Origin of the sequence: Nostoc sp., assembly GCF_036917775.1 — a bacterium.
Taxonomy (GTDB): domain Bacteria; phylum Cyanobacteriota; class Cyanobacteriia; order Cyanobacteriales; family Nostocaceae; genus Nostoc.
The window spans coordinates 1-22,038 of record NZ_JBALEQ010000091.1 but is presented as its reverse complement, the minus strand read 5'-3'; the positions used below and the strand labels follow the sequence as shown (position 1 = coordinate 22,038).

At 41.2% G+C, this 22,038-nt stretch carries 14 protein-coding genes and 1 pseudogene; 7 read left to right on the top strand and 8 right to left on the bottom strand.

All coding sequences use genetic code 11. The features are described from left to right. Positions 1-81: 81 nt before the first annotated feature. Positions 82-1,980, top strand: a complete 1,899-nt coding sequence (locus tag V7K69_RS17540) for a cytochrome-c peroxidase (RefSeq protein WP_335036523.1) — start codon at positions 82-84, stop codon at positions 1,978-1,980. Positions 1,981-2,211: 231 nt separating this feature from the next. Here V7K69_RS17540 and V7K69_RS17535 read toward each other — a convergent pair whose 3' ends face one another. Beyond that, a complete protein-coding gene (locus V7K69_RS17535) occupies positions 2,212-2,394 on the bottom strand; it encodes a DUF6364 family protein (RefSeq protein WP_335036521.1) in 183 nt (60 codons plus the stop codon). A gap of 517 nt (positions 2,395-2,911) precedes the next feature. Continuing rightward, positions 2,912-4,090, bottom strand: coding sequence for a GNAT family N-acetyltransferase (locus V7K69_RS17530; protein ID WP_335036518.1), 1,179 nt, complete (start codon positions 4,088-4,090; stop codon positions 2,912-2,914). A 199-nt stretch (positions 4,091-4,289) separates the two neighbouring features. On the opposite strand from V7K69_RS17530, the gene V7K69_RS17525 reads away from it, so the two are divergent. The 4 genes from V7K69_RS17525 to ptsP all read left to right on the top strand — a co-directional run bounded on the left by V7K69_RS17525 (position 4,290) and on the right by ptsP (position 9,202). Continuing rightward, entirely contained in the window at positions 4,290-4,763 is a 474-nt protein-coding gene (locus V7K69_RS17525) for a hypothetical protein (protein WP_114083191.1), read from the top strand. Between the two features lie 438 nt (positions 4,764-5,201). Then, positions 5,202-5,327 carry a hypothetical protein gene (locus V7K69_RS17520; RefSeq protein ID WP_335036515.1) on the top strand — a complete coding sequence of 42 codons (126 nt, stop codon included), beginning with the start codon at positions 5,202-5,204 and terminating at the stop codon, positions 5,325-5,327. 73 nt (positions 5,328-5,400) lie between these two features. After that, complete coding sequence (locus V7K69_RS17515) at positions 5,401-6,597, top strand: hypothetical protein (protein ID WP_335036513.1); 1,197 nt, start codon at positions 5,401-5,403, stop codon at positions 6,595-6,597. Positions 6,598-6,685: 88 nt separating this feature from the next. After that, positions 6,686-9,202, top strand: coding sequence for a phosphoenolpyruvate--protein phosphotransferase (gene ptsP / locus V7K69_RS17510; RefSeq protein WP_335036511.1), 2,517 nt, complete (start codon positions 6,686-6,688; stop codon positions 9,200-9,202). Positions 9,203-9,309: 107 nt separating this feature from the next. On the opposite strand, the gene V7K69_RS17505 is transcribed toward ptsP, so the two are convergent. The 3 genes from V7K69_RS17505 to V7K69_RS17495 all read right to left on the bottom strand — a co-directional run bounded on the left by V7K69_RS17505 (position 9,310) and on the right by V7K69_RS17495 (position 12,473). Then, complete coding sequence (locus tag V7K69_RS17505; RefSeq protein ID WP_335036509.1) at positions 9,310-9,699, bottom strand: hypothetical protein; 390 nt, start codon at positions 9,697-9,699, stop codon at positions 9,310-9,312. Positions 9,700-9,924: 225 nt separating this feature from the next. Then, positions 9,925-10,221 (bottom strand): hypothetical protein, encoded by a 297-nt coding sequence (locus V7K69_RS17500; protein WP_114083200.1) that lies wholly within the window; start codon positions 10,219-10,221, stop codon positions 9,925-9,927. A gap of 170 nt (positions 10,222-10,391) precedes the next feature. Beyond that, positions 10,392-12,473 carry a TonB-dependent receptor plug domain-containing protein gene (locus tag V7K69_RS17495; protein ID WP_335036506.1) on the bottom strand — a complete coding sequence of 694 codons (2,082 nt, stop codon included), beginning with the start codon at positions 12,471-12,473 and terminating at the stop codon, positions 10,392-10,394. A gap of 695 nt (positions 12,474-13,168) precedes the next feature. Here V7K69_RS17495 and V7K69_RS17490 point away from each other — a divergent pair. Next, positions 13,169-13,426: a hypothetical protein gene (locus V7K69_RS17490; protein ID WP_185582057.1), complete on the top strand. Its 258-nt coding sequence runs from the start codon at positions 13,169-13,171 to the stop codon at positions 13,424-13,426. A 92-nt stretch (positions 13,427-13,518) separates the two neighbouring features. On the opposite strand, the pseudogene V7K69_RS17485 reads toward V7K69_RS17490, so the two are convergent. After that, positions 13,519-13,906, bottom strand: a pseudogene (locus V7K69_RS17485) (magnesium transporter); the annotation flags it as partial. Positions 13,907-15,103: 1,197 nt separating this feature from the next. On the opposite strand from V7K69_RS17485, the gene V7K69_RS17480 reads away from it, so the two are divergent. Beyond that, positions 15,104-19,015, top strand: coding sequence for a PA14 domain-containing protein (locus V7K69_RS17480; protein ID WP_335036503.1), 3,912 nt, complete (start codon positions 15,104-15,106; stop codon positions 19,013-19,015). Positions 19,016-19,153: 138 nt separating this feature from the next. Here V7K69_RS17480 and V7K69_RS17475 read toward each other — a convergent pair whose 3' ends face one another. Together V7K69_RS17475 and V7K69_RS17470 are read right to left on the bottom strand one after the other, a co-directional pair. After that, positions 19,154-20,704 (bottom strand): mercuric reductase, encoded by a 1,551-nt coding sequence (locus V7K69_RS17475; RefSeq protein ID WP_335036501.1) that lies wholly within the window; start codon positions 20,702-20,704, stop codon positions 19,154-19,156. 375 nt (positions 20,705-21,079) lie between these two features. Continuing rightward, positions 21,080-21,844, bottom strand: coding sequence for a TVP38/TMEM64 family protein (locus tag V7K69_RS17470; protein ID WP_335036499.1), 765 nt, complete (start codon positions 21,842-21,844; stop codon positions 21,080-21,082). Positions 21,845-22,038 lie beyond the last annotated feature (194 nt).

Genomic DNA, 22,038 nt, shown 5'->3' with positions numbered 1-22,038 from the left:
CAAGAGTGGAGATTGAAATATGGCAAGCTTAACTACCTGAGATCAAGATTTTTAAAGACTATAACAATTGCTGTCATTATAATGGTAGCAATAATAGCTGGAAATACTGTCTCAGCCCAGGTTACGCCATCGTCTCTACCTTCGCTCAAAAGCATATCGGTTCCGCAGCCGGACAATCTTGGAGACTTCGTAAAAGACAAGGTAGCCGCCATAAAGTTAGGAAAAACTCTTTTTTGGGATATGCAGGTTGGGAGCGACGGCGTAACCGCCTGTGCTAGTTGTCACTTCCATGCTGGGGCCGACAATAGATCCAAAAATCAGATTGCTCCTGGACTTTTACGGATTAACCCTGATGGTACGGAGAATCCAGATGCAGTTTTTAATGTTGGTGGTCTACCAAACTATCAACTCAAACCAGGAGATTTTCCCTTCCATAGTAACGATGTCAGTTCTTCTCAGGGCATCTTCAATAGTAAGTTTGTTGATGTCACACCTGGTAATGCACAAGACCAAGTAACAAACGAGCCAGATCCAGTATTTAACGTGGGAGGCGTTAATGTGCGCCGCGTCGAGCCGCGTAATACTCCAACCGTGATTAATTCAGCATTCAACTTCCGCAACTTTTGGGACGGAAGGGCACAAAACATCTTTAATGGGGTGAATCCCTTTGGTTTAAGAGATCCTAATGCTGCGATCGCTAAAGCAGCAAACCCAAATAAACTAGAATTTGTCAAAGTCAGTCTGAAGAATTCATCTTTGGCATCCCAAGCGGTTGGCCCGCCACTCAGTTCCTTTGAGTCGTCTGCTGATGGTCGAACTTTTCAAGAAATTGGTGATAAGTTCGGGCGAATTGACAGACGATCCCTCAGCGTTGGTAAGGGTAAAAAGCTCCCCCGAAAACTTGCGAAAAAGTTATTACCTCTAAGACCCCTAGGTAAGCAAGTAGTACATCCACAAGACAGCGTTTTAGGTGCAGATAGTCGATCGCCCAAACCCGGACTCAAAGATAGAACTTATGGGCAGCTGATTGAAGATGCTTTCAAGCCGGAGTGGTGGAAGTCTAATCAACTGATCCAAGTTGATGCTGAAGGTAGAAGGACTTTTGTCAAAAAGCCCGATCGCTCCTTGGAGACTAATGAGTACACATTAATGGAGTACAACTTCTCGCTATTCTTTGGGCTGGCAGTTCAGTTGTACGAGTCTACGCTCATTGCCAATGATACCCCCTTTGATCGCTTCTTAGAAGGAAAAACGAATGCCCTAACTTCTGAGCAGCAACAAGGGAAACTACTGTTTGAGGGCAAAGCTTTCTGTATTGCTTGTCACGTTGGATCGGAATTGACAGCTGCTTCAGCAAGCAATGTGGCTAAAGAAGGGCGAATCAAACGTGCGCCCTTCCCTCCAAACTCCCCTGAAGACACTGGCTTCTTCAATATCGGTGTCACACCTGTAACAGAAGATCCTAGTTTGGGTAGTAAGGACGCTTTCGGTAATCCGCTTTCAGAAGCACGATTAGCTCAGTTAGGGAAATTTCAGCTTCTCCTTGGCGAAAATCCTCCCACCTTCAATCCACCGTTGAATCCTACTGAATTTGTGTTTGCAGACGGAGTTTTCAAAGCACCTGGACTTCGCAATGTGGAACTCACTGCTCCCTACTTCCACAATGGAGGTCATGCAACCTTAGAGCAAGTGATTGATTTTTACAATCGGGGTGGTGACTTAGGACTTCTTCCCCCACTGGGTCTCTTACCGGAAGAAAAACAGCAATTGGTCGCCTTTTTAAAAGGTCTGACTGATGAGCGAGTTCGGTATGAGAAAGCGCCTTTTGACCATCCGCAACTGTTCGTCCCCAATGGACATCCATCAGGTAGCTCTACAACCGTTGTCAATGACGGTACTGGCAAAGCTACAGATAGTCTATTAGAAATTCCTGCTGTTGGTAAGAATGGTGGTAGTGGTAGTCCAAATTTCTTGAGCTAACTAGCCATTTTCTATTACCTTAATCAAAGAAAAATCATAAACCTTTATTTTTAATAGGTTTAGGTTAGATTGAGGAACGAAATTCAACACCAACGAAAACTACTTTTAACAAGGGGTTTAAGACAAGGAGCTTAAGCCCCTTGTCTGTTTAACTGATTCGGCGGAATTCCCCATCCGTCTGCACGGTGGGGATGGATAACCGGACGACGACGAAAGCACCTCCGACCGACATCAATCGTCAGATTGATTAGGGAGTGGGGTGGTTGAGAAGTCGTCAATCTTAGCAGGATGTGGCAACCTATCAATCCAATCCTCGACCAACTGCGTAATTGTTTTTTCTTTGTTATCTGCATAGGTTTTGAGTTTAGCTAATCTCTTCTCAGATATCCTTAAATTCAATCTTCCAGTTTTCATAAATAGACGTACACTGTACGTCTATTTATGATAATATATAAATGGTTGCTAACCCTCCCGACCGTATTGAACAGACAGGCTAACTTCAAAGTAGGTGTACGAGCCTTGCCGCAGATAAATCGGTAGATCGGGGAAAGAACACTGTTAGCTGGTTGGCTATTGCCGTGAATCCAAGCGGTGTTGTGCGAAACAAAAATCAAACTGCCTGTGGTAGACGGGCGGCTGCCTGTGGACGCTATGTAAGACCATCATCAGGTTTAGTCCCGAATTTCTAGTAATAGAAATACCTAACGTGGCAATGGCGGAAGATACGGGAAACTCCGTTCGCGTAAGCGTCTCCCCTTGGGAGAAGACGAATAAGACCGTCACTGATTCAATGATGTTGGAAGCCCCAACCTCAGCGAAGCAGGTTGGGGTACTTCACGTAAGTCAGAGTGAGTGAGAGAGATGAGGAGATGAGTTAATAACCAATGCCCAATGCCCCATTCCCCATTCCCCATTCCCAATTCCCCATTCTTTAAAAGAAATCAGCCATCCAAGGCGAAGCACCTGCAAATATTTGCGTAGCTGCTAAAATAGCCGTTTCTGTACCATTCAGTTTTCCCGCTATTTGCAAATGGTAGGGGGTAAACAAGCTTGTATATAATGGCGCTAATTCCCGGATATCTAGCTGTAATTCACCTTTTCCACCTTTTGTGACTTCACCACGTCCGTTGGTGACAGAAAGAATAAATTTACCATTATTTCCAGTTAGCAAATTATCTTGAATTTCTAAGTGCAATTCGGCTTGGATTCCCGGTGGATAACCACGCAATTCCAGCGCCTTGACTACATCTATTATCCGCAGCAACCAACGACTCGTAGTCTTAATCTTGGCAGTTTGCTCTGGTAGCAACAATGTCAGGGAATCAATTGCAGAACTCTTCCATCGCACCTGTTGAATTTGAGAGCGATGACTTGCTAGAAAAGACCAGAAAGTTTGTGCAGCAGCAACTGTATTTAGTACCCAATCTTTTACGAAGAGGATTTCACCATTATTTGTTCGCTCTTGAGTAAAGATGATGTAGCCTTGGGGTTGATCTTTAGTACCAATCAAATAGGTATAGACTATTTCCTTATCATTTGGTTGAATTATTCGTTCCCAAATTGCTGGATGTCGGTCTAAATATCCATGCGTTTGTCTTGCCTGCTGCTGATATAGCTTATGAAAGACCTCATGATTGATGCTTGCTACTAATTCTAAAGGTAGGGGTTGCTCGCGCACTTGGATATTCTGGGTAGCAATCTCCCAAATACACCAGCTACCCCCCTGTTCATAACCTACTTTTCGGTACAAGCCTTGAACGGCTGGATAAAGAGCGGAAATTGCTATACCTCTATCGTAAAGTTCTTTGAGGGTTTGCTGCATAAGAGCGATCGCAGCCCCCGAACCCCGATATTCTGGAGCAATGCCCACTACGGCAATTCCTGTCATTGGTACACGTTGACCACCCCACCACTGACCCATGTCGAGAGTTGCCAATCCACCAGCTACTTGCTCTAATCTCCGAATAATACGGAAATTTTCTACGCCAATCATGTTGATGTAAGCTTCCTCACCACCAAGGGCGCTGATGAAACACTGTTCAAGGATATGTTCCAACTGCTGGATATCCTGTGGATGGGCGAGAGTGCTGTATTCGAATTGAGCCATCATCTCTTATACCACTAGTATTACAAAACCATCCGCCAGTCATACAGAATTCATTCTAGATTCTGACTCCTGACTCCTGAATTCTGTTTGATAAATATAGTATGCGATCGCGCCGATTAGACAAGATAGAAATACCATATTGAAATTTAATTTGTATAGCTGGGCACTCTAGATTTAAGAAACATACTGGAGGGTTATTCTTATGTCTACCACCTCAATTAGTGCAACACTGGCACAAACGCAGAGAGATGCTGTGTTCCAAGCGATCGCTACGATTAAAGAAAACTTACCATTTTTAGTTGATTTGAGTGCAGATGACCGCAAAGCTTTACCCAAGATGGGAGATAAAAGTCGGGCGTTTGTAAGCAAAGCATTAGAAGTAGCGACGCAAAACCCAGAGTTCTTACCGCGATCGTTTGACATAGATGAGATGCGAAAAGATGTCCAGTTATTTGAAGCGTTGTATCCACTATTGCTCTCGTTGACACAATTGCAAGATTTGGTAGATGATACATCCTTGGCAGTAGGCAGCGAAGCTTATGCAGCCGCCTTGCAAGTGTATAACTATGCTAAAGTCAGTGGTCAGGGGACAGGTTTAGATACGATGGTTGAAGAAATGGGGCAACGGTTTTCTCGTAAAAATCGGAAAGTCAAGTCTCAACAGGTAGCACCGTAGGAAATAATTCATCAATTGCACTGTTGAAGTGCAAGTTTAAAGCTCAAAGCTTGAACGTTCGAGCAAAAAGGTCGGAGTTCCGAGTTCAAAGGCTCAACGTTCGAGCAAAAAGGTCGAAGTTCCGAGTTCAGAGGCTCAACGTTCGAGTAAAAAGGTCAAAGTTCCGAGTTCAGAGGCTCAACGTTCGAGTAAAAAGGTCAAAGTTCCGAGTTCAGAGGCTCAACGTTCGAGCAAAAAGGTCGAAGTTCCGAGTTCAGAGGCTCAACGTTCGAGTAAAAAGGTCGAAGTTCCAAGTTCAGAGGCTCAACGTTGAGATTTTGAGAGCGATCGCACAAGCATTTAAAATACAGTTAGGTTAAGATCCCCAATGGATCTGATTTTTCAAATCATCTATACTTGATTTTTCCTGTCAATGTATAAGTTTTATAGCAATCTTAAATGAATTGTGAAAATGCACGATGTCCAGATCCCCGACTTCTTCAAGAAGTCGGGGATCTAATTTTAATTGAACTTAAAACTTGGACTTTAGAATCTGAAACTTCACCTTCTGAACTCAAAGCTTAGATTTAAAAATTTGGCTAATATTTAAATTTCAATTATAATTTCCAATACTTATTTATAACTCAACCAAATACTCATGAATTTTGTAATCAATTTATTGCTTTTTTTGTTGCCAATTCTGAGTAGCTTTTGGATTTCCCAAACTTTCAACCCTTTATCTTCTTATCAGCCTCTCCAGGCTATAGACGGAGCGGCTTTATATAAAAAGGAATTAACCAATGGGAATGAAGCTTATTTACAAGTTATCGATCTCCGCAAAATGCACATAGATCAAATTATCGGAGAAGTAGATAATATGGGTATAAATGAGGGTAAATATTATCAGGGAGAAAGTAAATATTACAGTCCTTTTTTCAATAGAAAATTGTTTTCTGAAGTTGCAGAAGAATATAAGAAACTTTACTCAAATAACGTTTTCTCAATAATTAATTGCTCTTTTTTTGAGCAATACGAGTCTAGTACTCAATTATCCTTTCCAATTAAATTAAATGGTGTAGTCATCAGTGGTGGCAATAGCCCTTATGGGCCAATCAAAGAACCAAAAGATAAATACTATAGTAATATTCGCCTCAAAGCTCTAGTCTGGGATAATAAGCAGGCATACATTACCGATTACAACCAGGTTAGCGGCGCACCTCTCAACCAAAATAGAGTCAAAAATGCGATCGTCACTTACCGATACAGCGATCATCCAGCGAAAGTCTTAGCTCAAAACCAAGCAAATAAGTATCAAGTCATCGGTACTCTAAACAAAGATAGTGTTAAAGGTGACGAGTTATTGTTGATTATGACGGTGAACAAAGCAACTCTGGATGAGGCAGCCGATTTATTACGTAAATTAGGAGTTAAAGGCGACATCATTACTGTTGACGGCGGCAGATCAACTTATTTGTTCAATTCCCAAAACGGAAATATTATTGTTCCTCAACTGTCTAATCCGCAAGAAAATCCTGCGTTCCGAAACCTTCCTCATTATTTGGGATTCCGTAAGACAACAAAAAATCAGGTTGCACCAAAAATACTGATTGGTCAGCTAACTGCTAAAGTACTTCCCAAGAAGGATCAGCCCTATTTAATATTGTGGCAAGATAATTTTGATAGCGATGTCTCGATTAAGCTGTACGATGGAGACAAACTTATCCAAAATATTTCTTCCCGTACCGCTAGCGATGGTGTTTATGAGTGGATACCACGTATTTCTGTAAAAGAAGGCTATTTTATTCGTATTTCTAGCTGGAAAGACCGAAATATCTTCGGGGAATTGCAATTTTAGTCAAGATAAATGCTGTTTCTAGCGGTGCGGAATGGGAAATTGGAATGGATAACGAGCTAAACGCAAACCTCTTAACAAGTTTGGCGGTATGGCAGCGATTGGAATTGTTATCGTCTCTCACAGTAAACAACTAGCTCTAGGTGTGCGGGAACTCGCCGCGCAAATGGTTCAGGGCCAAGTTTCCATCGCTGTTGCAGCAGGTATTGAAGATCCTGAAAATCCATTGGGTACAGATCCGATTCAGGTTTATGAAGCGATCGCTTCTGTTTTCTCTGATGATGGTGTTTTGGTATTAATGGACTTGGGTAGTGCTTTGCTAAGTGCAGAAATGGCCATCGAGTTTTTGCCAGAAGCACAACAACAAAAAGTGTATTTGTGTGAAGCACCTCTAGTAGAAGGTGCGATCGCTGCTGTGGTTGCGGCGGCGGCTGGTAGAAACATTCACCAAGTCATGGCGGAAGCACGCGGCGCACTCCTAGCAAAAGCAACTCAATTGGGTGTAAGTCCGTTGTCAGTTGTTAGTGACAACATCGAAGTAAGAAATTCAGAATTTCCCGTCAAAGAAATCCGGCTAATTGTTAGCAATCGCTTAGGATTACACGCCCGTCCCGCAGCGCAGTTTGTGGGAACCGTCGCCCGATTTAAATCTCAAATTCTGGTGCAGAATTTAACTAGAAATACTGAGCTAGTTCGGGGTGACAGTATTAACCAAGTCACCACTTTAGGAGTGCGTCAAGGACACGAACTAGTGATTACTGCCACCGGTTCAGATGCAGATGAAGCGCTAGCGGCATTACAGGCGTTATTCGCAAATAATTTTGGTGAAGATAATGTTGCCTTGAATTCTCCACCAGTATTTCACCACGAAGTTACCCCAGCGACTCACGGCGAACTTTCAGGAATTGCTGCTTCTGCGGGAGTAGCGATCGCACCTGTGGTTAATTATCAACCCACTCACATTTCGATTACAGAATATCATGTAGACGATCCTGAATCAGAGTGGCAAAGAGTACAAGCAGCAATTCAAACTGCTCGACAAGAAATCCAAGCAGTTTTTTCCCAAGCATCTCTGCAAATTGGTGACGCTGAAGCCGCCATCTTCGATGCCCAATTACTATTTTTAGAAGATCCAGTATTGTTGGAAGCGGCTCATCAGCGCATTTTAGACCACCATATAAATGCTGAAGCAGCTTGGCAAGCCGTAGTCGATCAGGTGGTAACTTCCTACCGAACACTTGAGGATGCTTATCTGCAAGAGCGAGTTGAGGATGTTGTTGACGTAGGGCAAAGGGTACTACGATTACTAGCTGGGAATGCCCCTGCTAACTTGCATCTTGCGGAACCGGCAATTTTAGTAGCGACTGATTTAACGCCCTCAGATACCGCTAGACTAGATCCGAGAATGGTATTAGGTATTTGTACAACTTCTGGTAGCGCCACCTCTCACAGCGCCATCATCGCCCGGACATTGGGTATTCCCGCAGTTTTGGGAGTGGATTCCCAGGTGTTGCACTTGGCAGATGGTACACTCATGGCGCTTGATGGTGAAAGTGGCAAAGCTTGGGTAGAACCAGAATCACATATCCTAGATTTACTGGAGGCAAAGCGAGAGGCTTGGCAAATTGCCCAACAAGAAGCACAAGCAACGGCACACCAGCCAGCAATTACTCTTGATGGTCGGCAAGTTAGCGTTTTCGCCAATATTGGTAGTATAAATGATGTGCAAGTTGCTGTGGCTAGCGGTGCAGAAGGGGTGGGATTACTCCGCACAGAGTTTCTTTATTTAGATAGAATCAGCGCTCCCACAGAAGAAGAACAACTTGAAGTGTATCAGGCGATCGCCCAAGTTTTAGATAATCGTCCGCTAATTATTCGTACTTTAGATGTCGGTGGTGATAAGCCACTTCCTTATCTGAGAGTCGGGTTTCCAGAAGCGAACCCTTTCTTAGGCTGGCGGGGAATTCGTTTCTGTTTGGATCATCCAGAACTCTTCAAAACTCAGTTACGGGCAATTTTGAGAGCCAGTGTAGGACATCAAATTAAGATCATGTTCCCGATGATTGCCACTGTGACAGAGGTACGTGCAGCTAAGGTAATTTTAAGTGAAGTCCAGGCTGAATTAAATCAAGCTGGTATCCCCTTTGATGCAGCGATGGAAGTGGGGATTATGGTGGAGGTTCCGTCAGCAGTTGCGATCGCAGATCAGTTAGCAGCTGAAGTAGACTTCTTTAGTATAGGGACTAACGATCTGAGTCAGTACGTCATGGCTAGCGATCGCACTAATCCCCGCGTGGCAAATTTGGTTGATGCACTACATCCAGCCGTGCTGCGAATGGTGCAGCGAACTATCAAAGCTGCCCATGCTGCCGGAATTTCGGTAGGATTATGTGGAGAATTGGCAGCAGATATTATAGCAACACCAATTTTATTAGGTTTAGGGCTGGATGAGTTGAGCGTCAATCCTCAAAGTATACCTGGAGTGAAACAGGCGATCGCTCGATTGAGTATAGTTGAGAGTGAAGCGATCGTGGCATCAGCATTACAACAAGATTCCGCAGTTCATGTCAGAGAACTAATCTCAACTTCAATTATTCCCCCTGCATAATATTAATTCGTAATTGATATCCATAATTGAATTAGTTGTATATTTAGACCCCAACTAATTCAAGATCACCAATAATTACGAATTACGAATTACGAATTACGAATTAGTTAAAATCTGATTCCCAGTTGCCCGTTAAAGCCACGAATAGAATTGTAACCAGCACCAACAAAAACGTTATCAGTAGCACCTACCTGAACACCACCGGAAACTGCAACACCTTTATCTTCTGAATAAAGTCCAACTCCTACATAAGGTGAGATGACAGGCAAACTGATAAATTTCAAAACATCTACTCCCGTAGCACCATCAGGCCCAGTTCCTACCTCAACCCCAAAATTTAAAGCTCTAGCGCCTACAGCATAAGTTATATCACCATCTTTTCCACCGACTGAAACCCAAGGTTGCGGTATGAGTTGAGCCGATGCTTGACTTGGAGAAAATAAAGCTAATAAACCGATAGATGTAATTAATGTTTTCGCAATAATCGCTATTTTCACGTTTTTTCCTGCACCATCTTAATTGTTTTGTCAAAACAACCCCTACTATTAACTAGAGTTTGTCTATGATGACTAATCGTGACGGATTGAACCTCTTACGAGTGCCCGATAAATTCAAGGATTATTTTGGTAATGTAGCGTTTGAGCCGTAATTTTTAATTATCAAGCATATTTGCTGATTACTTTCTCAAAATACTTAAATGCTTTCACAAAAGTTCATTTTGCTTACTCAAAAGTAGATACATCTCGCAGCAAACTAGGAATTTCCCCTTGAGAAAAAGGAAACTCCAGCAAAGTTTCTCTAAGACCCAAATACCCAGATTCAGCAAAAGATAACAGCATTCTTGAAAGTGCTAGCCAAACCTCCGGTTCGTATTCCCAATCACGATAACGCGAAGCATGAGCGGCAATTGAACGTAAGGCCCAGAAATAAGAATTCCTTACCACCGAACCACCTTTCTTAAACTCTGGTAAATCTTCGTGGTGGATAAAAAGTATTTGATTGTCAATTCTAGCTCTCATCGCAATTTTAGATTTTAAATTAAAAATAAATCTTAAATAGGGTGCATTACGGCTTTAGCCTAACGCACGATGTTGTATAGCGACCAAAAAACTTCTCTATTCTCTGTGTTCTCTGCGCCTCTGTGGTTCAATAAATAGCAGAGTCACAGAGAACGCAGAGATTTTAACACCTAAAAATTGGCGCTTAAACCCACACGAAAAGTAAATCCAGGGCTATAAATGCGATTAACTCGCTCATATTGCTCACCGAGGAGATTTTCTAAGTAAACCGTCAATCCTACATTAGTAGTTACAGGTACACGACCGCTCAAATCTAAATTTACGAAAGAAGGCGAAAAATCTGTAATCGTGTCACCAGGGTTTGTAAAGAAGGCTCTGCGAGTGCCACTGTTGTAGGTAACATACAAATTAGCCTGCCAACCTGAATTTTGATAACCTACACCAGTTTGCAGTACAGAGTAGGGAATCAAACCTAACTGTAAACCTCTCTCTGAGCCTGTTTTTACTTGAGCATCTGTATAAGTGTAGTTGAGGAAAGTTGACCAGCCAGCCGCAATTCTGAATTGCAATGCAACCTCTAAACCATTGGTATCTACTAGTCCAATGTTTTCCCATCTGCCGGCGATGACTCCCAAGCGATCGCCTATACTACTACCAAAGTAAGTAAACTGCCCAATCAGATTATCTGAAAAATTGACATCTACTCCCGCACTCCAAGTAGAGCCAGTTTCTGGTCTTAAATCAGGGTTTGGTTCCCAACCATGAACTGTATCATAAACATACAACTGATCTAACCCAGGATTGCGTTGTGCCCCTGCCCAACTTCCACGCACTGCTACTATTGGTGTGACTGCATAACGTAACCCAACACTAGGGTTAAGATAATTTCCAAACTGGCTGTCAAAACTTTGCCTTAACCCTAAATCTATCAGAAAATCATCGCTAATATTCCAAGTATTCACAGCAAATAAAGCTGTATTAAACAAACTCCTATCTTCAGTTTCATTCGTAGCAATCCTACTAGGATTGGTACTCAAAACATCACCGTTTAAATCGGTGTTTTTCAAATCTAATCCCCAGCGCAATTTATTATTGGAAGTAACTTTCCACTCATGATCTACTCTGGCTGTAAGTTGTTGTGTATCTAAAGTTCCTGTACGGTAAAATGCTCCTGTAGGGCCATAAGTGCTGAAATAATCTTGGTTATAACCAATTGAGGTTGTAAGATTAGAACTTTCCCCATTACCTAGTCGAGTTTTCCAAGATAAGCCAATGTTTAAACCATCGTGGTCTAATCTATCTCTTTGCAGAGGGAAACCAAAATAAATTAAGCCGCGACGACTGCTGAGTGCAGTAACATCTAAATTCAAGGAATTTTTTTTATCTAAATCTAGTCCAATGCTACCGAAGTAGGTACTTGTAGCTGTATCTGCATTTGATAAAAATCCCTGTTCATCACGATTTGCTGCACCTACAGGCACGCGATAACGGTTATCTGTAAAGAATCTTTCAAAGCTAAAGTTATATTTGACATTATTGGATGAACCACCATAAGTTACTTGTTGATTATTTAAACTCAATGAGCCAAATTCTGCACTAGCGCTCAATTCAGGTTTACCATAACCTTCCTTGGTGATGATATTTACAACTCCTCCAAAGGCTGAGGAACCATACAAAGCGGAGGCTGTGCCGCTATATAATTCCACTCGTTCAATCGCCTCTACAGGAATGCTATTTAAGTCAGTTCCACCATGATAAGTGTTGACATTATTGTTAATTGGTCTGCCATTAATTAGAAATACAGACTGATTAATTGAGGCTCCACGATAGTATGTACCTGTGTGAATATCTGCACCATGCCCTACGTCATTGATTGCAAAACCAGGCATTCTTTTTAAGATATCCGCTAAACTTGTGGCACCCTGCTTTTGAATTTCTTCTTTATCAATTACGTAAGTTGGTGTAGATTGGGGTAGGTTGTCTGGTTCTGCGATCGCTTCTATGGAAATGTCTGCATCATCTGTATAATCTGGCTGAGTTTCTGGATTAACTTCACTCGGTACAGATTGTTGAGTTAATAATTCGGCATTAGTGGCGGGTAGCTCAACTTCACTCAAACTCTGAATATCGGAAATGACTTCGGTTGATTTATCAATATTTCTCTGCTCAATTTCACTCTCAGCAGCAAAGCTAGGAAATGCTATCAGTAAACCCGGTAAAGCAACTGTTAGCAACAAAAAATCTTTTTTCACGTTCTCTTTCACACCAAGTAAAACCATTCACCACGTAGTATTCTTGCTGTAAAAGTAAAATTGTGTCAAAAGACACGCTGTCATATTTCCACAGATTTAGATTCCCAACTTTTCTAAAAAATTGGGAATGTTGTTGTTCAAAAATAAGTCGGTATTGCTATATAATTTGCTATTACGTAATAATGATGAATTACGTTAGCATTAAGAAAACTTGATGCTTCATAAACAGAATAAAAAGCAATAATTTATGATTCAAGCCAGAAATTTTGAAAATGGATACAAAACTTTATATATTAAGTTAAAGTAACTCTAAAAAACCTAAAAAATTCAACATAACATTATCTACTCAAGCCAATGAACATCCCAACTTACAAGGACTTACCAAATTTCTTTCATTCTTCGGGACTTAACTATTTTAATGGGTTTATAAGTATCCAAATTTACTAACACAGTCTCTTGAAATTTGTAACCTATTACAGTATCTCAACTTCAGACATCGAATATACTAAATTGTGATTATTAAAATTGAGCTAATTTTCATTCTCACTATAAAAGTAACGCAAGAACCTTAACTTCTAACTACCAACTCTTCACACCTAATTGTACCCTCATGGTCTTCCATTAGAGGGATGAGTAAAAATTGAAATATTGATAGTCTATTGAGCAGCATACATTTAGAGATAACAACTACGTCTATGGCATCTCCTACACCACTATATGGCACAGAACTAGTAGATTGTGCTAGAGCAAATGCCAAGCAAGGAATTGAAACTGCTGCTTATCAATGTGGCTATGGTCAAGACCTCAACAAATTTGCCCGAGAACTCAGACAAGCTTGTGAAGAAATGAATTTACAAGTAAAAGAACTGACTGGATTAATTACTGAACAAGACATGATACTGCAATTGGGTACTGGCGAAATTGTTGCTCCAGTTACAGAATCAGAATTGTAAAAAATAGTCATTTGTGGTTTTGAAAATGATGCAATTTAAATGACGATTAGCTTAGAGATTAAAAATTAATACAGAAATAGCTACCAGGCACATACCGCGATCGCTACTTCTAATCGCCCTTGCAGAAAGTAAAGCCATACAGTAGCGATCGTTTCGCGGCCAACTATCTGCAATCTGCCAAGCGATCGCATTTCATCGGTGTTCATCCCTCAAATCACCACTGTAGAAGACTGGACACACACGATTACCACCAGCATAATCAGCAAAGGGATAAACGCGGTCAGTGTTACCAATTTTGTTAAGATTTTCTCTTGTGACTTAATAATTTTTCCTGTAATGGTGTATGAGATATAAGTAAAACTCAACAACCAAATACAACCCGGTTTTGAGCAATTTCTAATAAATTCATCTGAAAATAGTTGTCGTCCCCGACTGCACACTACTACCCAAGGTATAGATATCTTCGGTGGTTTCTTGTTGTCCTCAAATCAGCTTGAATATTTCCACTTACACCCTAGTTTAAGAGCAATACAAGTCAGATAAGCCCAAAACACTTGTAGAGACGGCGATTTATTGCGTCTCAAAAACCCAAAATTTTTGCCAGTAGCCCTTAACCCAAGCGTATTGAGTTTAAGAGGATGTTTGGAAAGTCGTTAATTATACTATAAACCACGCTTACATACCTCTTTGCGAAAGATCGAGAGGCTTTGAATTCCCCCCTACCCTGTCGAGAAGGCAGGGTGGTTTTGATATAAGTGGAGAAAAACAACAACTAGGTTGCAAAGCCTCTCTCCTGTTCTGCTCACAAAGATATGAATTAATAGTCAAGATGAAGCATAGATAAATATTACTTTTTCGAATCTTTAAATATTAAAAACTTTCTTTATATAATTTTCACGTTATTAAGAAATATGAGGCTAGAAGACATGGCATAATTCACTATATTGGCGATTTTTATATAAAAATCATTAAAACTTTTATATTCCTTTAAAAAGGTATATAGCAATATGAATATTTAAATAAAGTTCTATAAAAAAGATAGACATAACACCGTGATATAGTGTCCAATGTGTAGTTGATTAATCTAATGGCAGTACTTTAAGTATGGTTACGTAAAATATAATGTTCGACTACTTAAGCATTTATCTGAAATCTTGAGTTTTGCTTTGTTTCAAATTTATATAACTGCATATAAGTTAGATTAAAAGCTCTCAAGAGAGGTTACTTATAATTTTTAATTAAATTCCCCAAAGTGAATTAATAAAAAAATCATAAGCTTGCGACAAAAAATAACAATTTATAAGGACTATTTTACCCTTCTGATAATTAATATCAAGCATTTATTGTAGTATCCATTCTTCTATATAATCTACTTTCAAAGAATATATAGAAAGGTATATCAGGTCATAGTCGTTCATTTTGAGGTTGATACAAATAGGCAGCCCATTAGAAATGGATATCCGCGAATGATCATGTAAAAAAATGGTTTTTATCAGCAATTAAGATAAAATATTACATGCAATAAATATATTAACAAGACAATTTATTGTTATCTTATTAATATGTTTTTACCTAATTATAGTTACGCATTTTTTGTTGGAAATACCCATTATAAAACTAGTTCCACAACATTAAATATGGAATTAGTTCTAGCACTATTGTGAGGCTTATATTTCAATGAGTGAATTACAGAATCAAGTTGTTGCTATACCTCAACAAACCTCAGACCTAAATAAGGCGCTGCTGCCAAGTATTACTTCTCAAGCTAGTTCCAGTCTGCTTTCTCAGGGAGATGGACTCAAAGCAGAGTACTACGACAACATCGATTTCACCAACCTGAAGCAAACCCGCATAGATTCGACGGTGAACTTTGACTGGGGTCTTAGTTCTCCAGATTCTTCCATTGCTCCAGATACCTTCTCAGCACGTTGGACAGGTCAGGTAGAAGCCAAGTACAGCGAGACTTACAACTTCTATACTACTAGTGATGATGGTGTGCGACTCTGGGTGGATGGTAAGCAAATCATTAATAAGTTTGTCAATCAATCACCTACAGAAAACACTGGCTCAATAGCTCTGGTTGCAGGTCAGAAGTACGATATTAAGCTTGAATACTTCGAAAATACCGTCACTGCCGTTTCCAAACTGGCTTGGTCGAGTGCTTCTCAGACCAAAGAAATTATTCCCCAGTCACAACTTTATAGTCAGAGCAACGTACCTGTTATTGGTAATGGCAACGGACTCAAAGCAGAGTACTACGACAACATCGACTTTACCAACCTGAAGCAAACCCGTACAGATGCGACCGTGAACTTTGACTGGGGTCTTAGTTCTCCAGATCCGACCATTGCTCCAGATACCTTCTCAGCGCGTTGGACAGGTCAGGTACAAGCCGAGTACAGCGAGACTTACAACTTCTATACCACTAGCGATGATGGTGTGCGACTCTGGGTAAATGGTGAGCAAGTCATTAATAAGTTTGTCAATCAATCACCTACAGAAAACACTGGCTCGATCGCACTAGTTGCAGGTCAGAAGTATGATATTAAGCTTGAATACTTCGAAAACACTGTCACTGCAATTTCCAAGCTGTCTTGGTCAAGTGCTTCCCAGACCAAAGAAATCATCCCTCAGTCCCAACTTTATAGCCAGAGCAACGTACCTCCTAGTGGTAATGGCAACGGACTCACAGCAGAGTACTACGACAACATCGACTTAACTAACCTCAAGAAGACTCGCATAGATGCGACGGTGAACTTTGACTGGGGTCTTGGTTCTCCAGATCCGACCATTGCTCCAGATACCTTCTCAGCACGTTGGACAGGTCAGGTACAAGCCAAGTACAGCGAGACTTACAACTTCTATACCAGTAATGATGATGGTGTGCGGCTGTGGGTCAATGGTCAAGAAATCATTGATAAGTTTGTCGATCAATCACCTACAGAAAACACTGGCTCGATCGCACTAATTGCAGGTCAAAAGTACGATATTAAACTTGAATACTACGAAAATACAGTCACTGCTGTTTCCAAACTGGCTTGGTCAAGTGCTTCTCAAACCAAAGAGATCATTCCTCAGTCACAACTTTATAGTCAAAGTGCTAATGGCAACGGCAACGGACTTAAAGCAGAGTACTACGACAACATCGACTTTACCAACCTGAAGCAAACCCGTACAGATGCGACAGTGAACTTTGACTGGGGTCTTAATTCTCCAGAACCGTTCATTGCTCCAGATACCTTCTCAGCACGTTGGACAGGTCAGGTACAAGCCAAGTACAGCGAGAATTACAACTTCTATACCACTAGCGATGATGGTGTGCGGCTGTGGGTCAATGGTCAACAAATCATTAATAAGTTTGTCAATCAATCACCTACAGAAAACACTGGCTCGATCGCACTAGTTGCAGGTCAGAAGTACGATATTAAGCTTGAATACTTCGAAAATACTGTCACTGCCGTTTCCAAACTGGCTTGGTCGAGTGCTTCTCAGACCAAAGAAATCATTCCTCAGTCACAACTGTATTCACCAGTTCTTCAGACCACAATCACATTAGGATCATCTTCTACAACTCTGAACGAAGGCGCTGGTAATGCTACCATAACTTTGCTCAGGAGTGGTGATTTAAGTAGCACATCTTCAATCAAGTATGCAACCATAGCTGGTAATGGCACAGCAGGAGTTGACTACGGAAGTGATGGCACCGAAAGCGCTGGAACAATTATTTTTGCGCCGGGAGAAAGCAGCAGACAGGTATCAATTCCGATCAATGACGATTCATTAATAGAAGTAGATGAAACCTTTAGTTTTCTTATCGATCAGCCAGGGGGAGCAACACTAGGACTCCAAAGAACTCTCGGAATTACGATTCAAGATAACGATGGCTCTGGTGGTGTCGATTTCAGCGCGCCAGTAATTAATGAGGGTGCTGGTACAGCTACGGTGATAGCTACACGGGGTAACACTGTAGGGGCTGCTAGTCTAGACTACATAACCGTAGATGGAACTGCTAAAGCTGGCTCAGACTACCAAAGTAAATCTGGAACCTTGAGTTTTATAGCAGGACAAAGCCAGCAAAACATTATTATCCCCATTATTAATGACAACGTTGAGGAATCAAATGAAGCATTTACTCTCAAATTTAGTAATGCAGTTGGAGTCAAACTAACTAATGAACAGACAACTATCACGATTCTTGATAATGACACTACTAAGTTTACCTTAGAGACGGTAGCTTCTGGTTTGAATCAACCCACAGCTTTTGACTGGACAGCTGACCAGAAGCGGACGTTCATTGCCCAGAAAAATGGGGTAGTGCGAGTCTTAGACAACGGCAAATTATTAGCAACACCATTTATCGATATTTCTGCACAGGTAAATGACACGCGCGATCGCGGTCTTTTAGGCATTGCTGTACATCCAGATTTTGGCAAAAGTCCAACTGGCAACAACTATGTTTACCTGTTGTACACTTACGATCCACCAGAAACTAATCCAAACAACTCTAAGAACAATGCCAATAGCACATTGGACAATCCCGATCAGAATGGGAATCGGACTGCACGGCTAACTCGTGTGACAGCTGACCCCAACACGAATTACACTACTGCTATTGCTGGCAGCGAATTTGTGCTACTGGGTACTAATGGCACTTGGGAGAATATTAGCCGTCCAGATGGAAATAGCACAAATGTCTCACTTGGCTACGCACCATCAGGAATTATTAACAAAGATACTGGTAAGCAGTTTACTAGCTTGCAGGATTATCTCAATAATCTCGATAAAGTCCAAAATGTCCAGAATTTTATAGCCAACGATAGTGAATCTCACTCAGTTGGTGCTGTGCGCTTTGGTACCGATGGTTCTCTGTTTGTAAGCTTAGGAGACGGGACTTCCTACAACGGGATAGATCCACGAGCAATTCGCGTTCAGGATATTGATAATCTGTCCGGCAAGATACTGCATATTGATGCGATTACTGGTCAAGGTTTATCAAATAATCCTTTCTATAACGGCGATCCCAATAGCAATCGTTCCAAGGTCTATGACTTAGGTCTGCGTAACCCCTTCCGTTTCACAATTGATAAGAAGACTAATACGCCTGTTATTGGTGATGTTGGCTTTGATACTTACGAAGAGGTCAATATCGGAAAACCAGGAGCTAACTTTGGTTGGCCGTTCTATGAAGGTGGTCTTGATGCAAATGGCAACATCGTCAGCTTGCAACAACCAAAATATGCAACCCTACAAGCAGCAAAAGACTTTTATAGTAGTGGCAAAACTGTTACAGCACCAGTCTATACTTACAAGCATTTTAGTTCCAATTCGATTACTATGGGTGACTTTTACACAGGCAATACTTTCCCCTCAATCTATCAAGGTGCGTTATTCGTTGGTGATTTCAGTCAAGGAACTATCGATGCTTTGACATTTGATAGCCAGGGTAAACTTGTCTCTGTTAAGCGGTTTGCTTCCAAAGCAGACACGCCAAATCTAGGAGTGCCTACACAAATCACTACTGGACTAGATGGTAATCTGTACTACGCAAACTTGACCGGGGGTGAAATTGATCGCTTCCGACCTGCTTAGAGATAATTTGAAGAAGGTAGGAAGAAGGAAGTAAACTTTTTATGTCTGATTTTTAATCCTGTACTTCATACCTCATTTACTTGAAAAATCCTGTATCAATTATCAGTGAACAGTCGAATAACTGTTCACTGATTTTTGTCAAGATAACTTTGTTAGAAATCCCAACAATTTTTTGGTATTTGATGTCAAGAGTGTGCGGCGATAAGCATCAGCGGCTTTTTTAATAGCTTCAGCTTGAGTGGGATAAGGATGAATTACACTGCTTAACTTACTCAAACCGAGCTTATTCACCATTGCTGTAGTTAATTCTGAAATCATCTCACCTGCGTGACTGGCGACAATAGTTGCACCGATAATTTCATCAGACCCCTTTTTATGGTGAATTTTCAGAAATCCTGATTCTTCACCATCTGCGATCGCTCGGTCTACACTACTAAAAGGTATCTTAATTGTTGTCACCTCAATACCCAATTTCTGCGCCTCGTGTTCGTACATCCCCACGTGGGCAATTTCTGGGTCAGTATAAGTTACCCACGGCATCACCAAACTACTGAGTTTCGAGCGTCCGATGCCAAAGGGAGAGAATAGCGTATTTTTAATCACAATCCGCGCCGCAGCATCAGCAGCATGGGTAAACTTCCAGTTCATGCAGATATCGCCAGCTGCATAAATTTTGGGATTGGTCGTCTGGAGGTAATCATTTACCTTCACGCCTTGGTGCTTGTCGTATTCTACACCCACAGCTTCTAAATTTAGATTTTCGACATTTGGCGATCGCCCCGCACCGACTAAAATTTCATCTACTGTCACCGAATCTCGATGACCATTAGAGGAAAAATAAAGCCGTTTCCCCTCAGTCACAGTTACTACTTCTTCTAATTTGGAATTCAACACCACGCGAATTCCTTCCCTAATCAAAACCTTTTGCAGAATTTCAGCAGCTTCAGCGTCTTCTTTATTCAGAAGATGAGAACCGCTATGGAAAAGTACCACCTCAGAACCCAAACGCCGGAAAGCTTGCGCCAATTCGCAACCAATGGGGCCGCCACCAATCACCGCTAAACGTTCCGGTCGTTGAATCAGCGAAAAAACCGTCTCATTCGTTAGATAACCTGCCTTTTCAATTCCCGGAATCGACAGTTTTGCGGCTCTTGCACCAGTAGCAATTACAGCTTTTTTAAACCGCAGGGTTTTACCGCCAACTTCCACGGTATTCTTACTTGCAAATCGACCGCTACCCAAAAAGACATCGACACCCAACTTTTGAAACCGTTCCGCCGAGTCGTTAGGGCTGATATCAGCCCTAACCCGCCGCATCCTTGCCATGACTTTGGGAAAATCAACATCTATATTATGTTGGGGAATATTAACTCCCAAGTTTTTAGCATCCCAGATTTCGCCAATTACACGGGCAGACCGAATAATAGTTTTAGATGGTACGCAACCAACATTTAAGCAATCTCCACCCATGAGATGCTTTTCAATTAACGCCACTTTTAAACCCAAATCTAGACCCGCAGCCCCCGCCGCCACAACTAATCCCGCCGTACCAGCCCCAATTACTACCAAATCGTAAACATCTGCGGGTTCAGGATTAACCCAATTTGGCGGATGGACGTAAGACACCAACTTTTGATTATACTCATCCGTTGGGCGAACCGTGACTCTCTCTAAATCTGAATTGGTCATTGGCGAAACCTCTTTTAAGAATTGAAAATACTAAAGTCAACTACCTTTGGGAGGAAATAAATTTAGGTGGTTCAGTCTCTTGTTTTTTATGTTTGTTTAATAATAAATACAGCCTTTGAATTGTTTTGTCCGTTTGGGAATTGACAGATACGATTAAAGTTTTCCTGTATAAACGTTTCAATATCGATAATTTACAGCAATTTGCTGTTGAATAGGCCACAGTAGAGTACTCAATACGGTTCGGATAAGTTTTTTTGATGACACGCCGTAGATCACAAAGACGCGATAAATCGTCGTCTTTACAATAATCAATCCTTTGTAGAGACGGCGATTTATCGCGTCTCTTGCCTTAACCGAACCGTATTGATAGAGTACTTACAATTCCTCTTCTAAAGCTTTACGTGCAATCTGAGTTATATAAACTGTAACGGCTACTGTCGCAATCAAACCAAAAATTCGAATCGCCCATTGTAAAGTTGGGTTAGTAGGTTGAGCCTCAGTGCCAATCATCGCTAAATTACCTGCAAGGGAACCTATATAAACGTACATAATGCTTCCAGGAATCATGCCTACAGAGCCGATGAAATAATCTTTAAGTGAAACTCCCGTGATACCAAAGGCATAATTTAATAAATTGAAAGGAAATATTGGCGAGAGTCGCGTTAGCAGGACGATTTTTAATCCTTCTCTACCAACGGCTTGGTCAATGGCGGCAAATTTTTTGTTATCTGCGATTTTACCAGCAACCCAACCCCTTGCTAAATAACGTCCAACGAGAAAAGCTGCTGTAGCGCCAAGGGTTGCACCGATAAACACGTAGAGAGAACCCCAAACTGCGCCAAAAATTACACCGGCTCCCAAGGTGAGAATAGAACCAGGGAAAAAAGCAACAGTGGCGATAATGTAAAGGGCAATAAAAGCGATCGCTCCCAACGCACCCAGGCTATTAATCCACTGTAAGGCTGCGCGTAAAATAGCTTGGGGATTGAAAGAATTTGGATTTACAGATTCTTGTGCTAAGGCAAAGTCTGTATTTAACAAAAAAGCAAAGCCAAATATTAGCAATATTAATCCAATCAATTTAAAAGACTTGTGTAAATTTTTTAGATTCAATAGATTTTCTGTAGATTGCTTTTTCATAACTTTAGGTTTAAGAGGATATTTTAAAAGTATTTTGCTGTGACTTTAGGCACTTATAGATCCCCCCTAACCCCCCTTAAAAAAGGGGGGAACCGGAATTCAAAGTCCCCCTTTTTAAGCTATCCATTAGTCACATCTTTCTTAACAAAAGCTAAAAGCTAATTCTCAACAGGATTAGAGACGATGATGAGAAT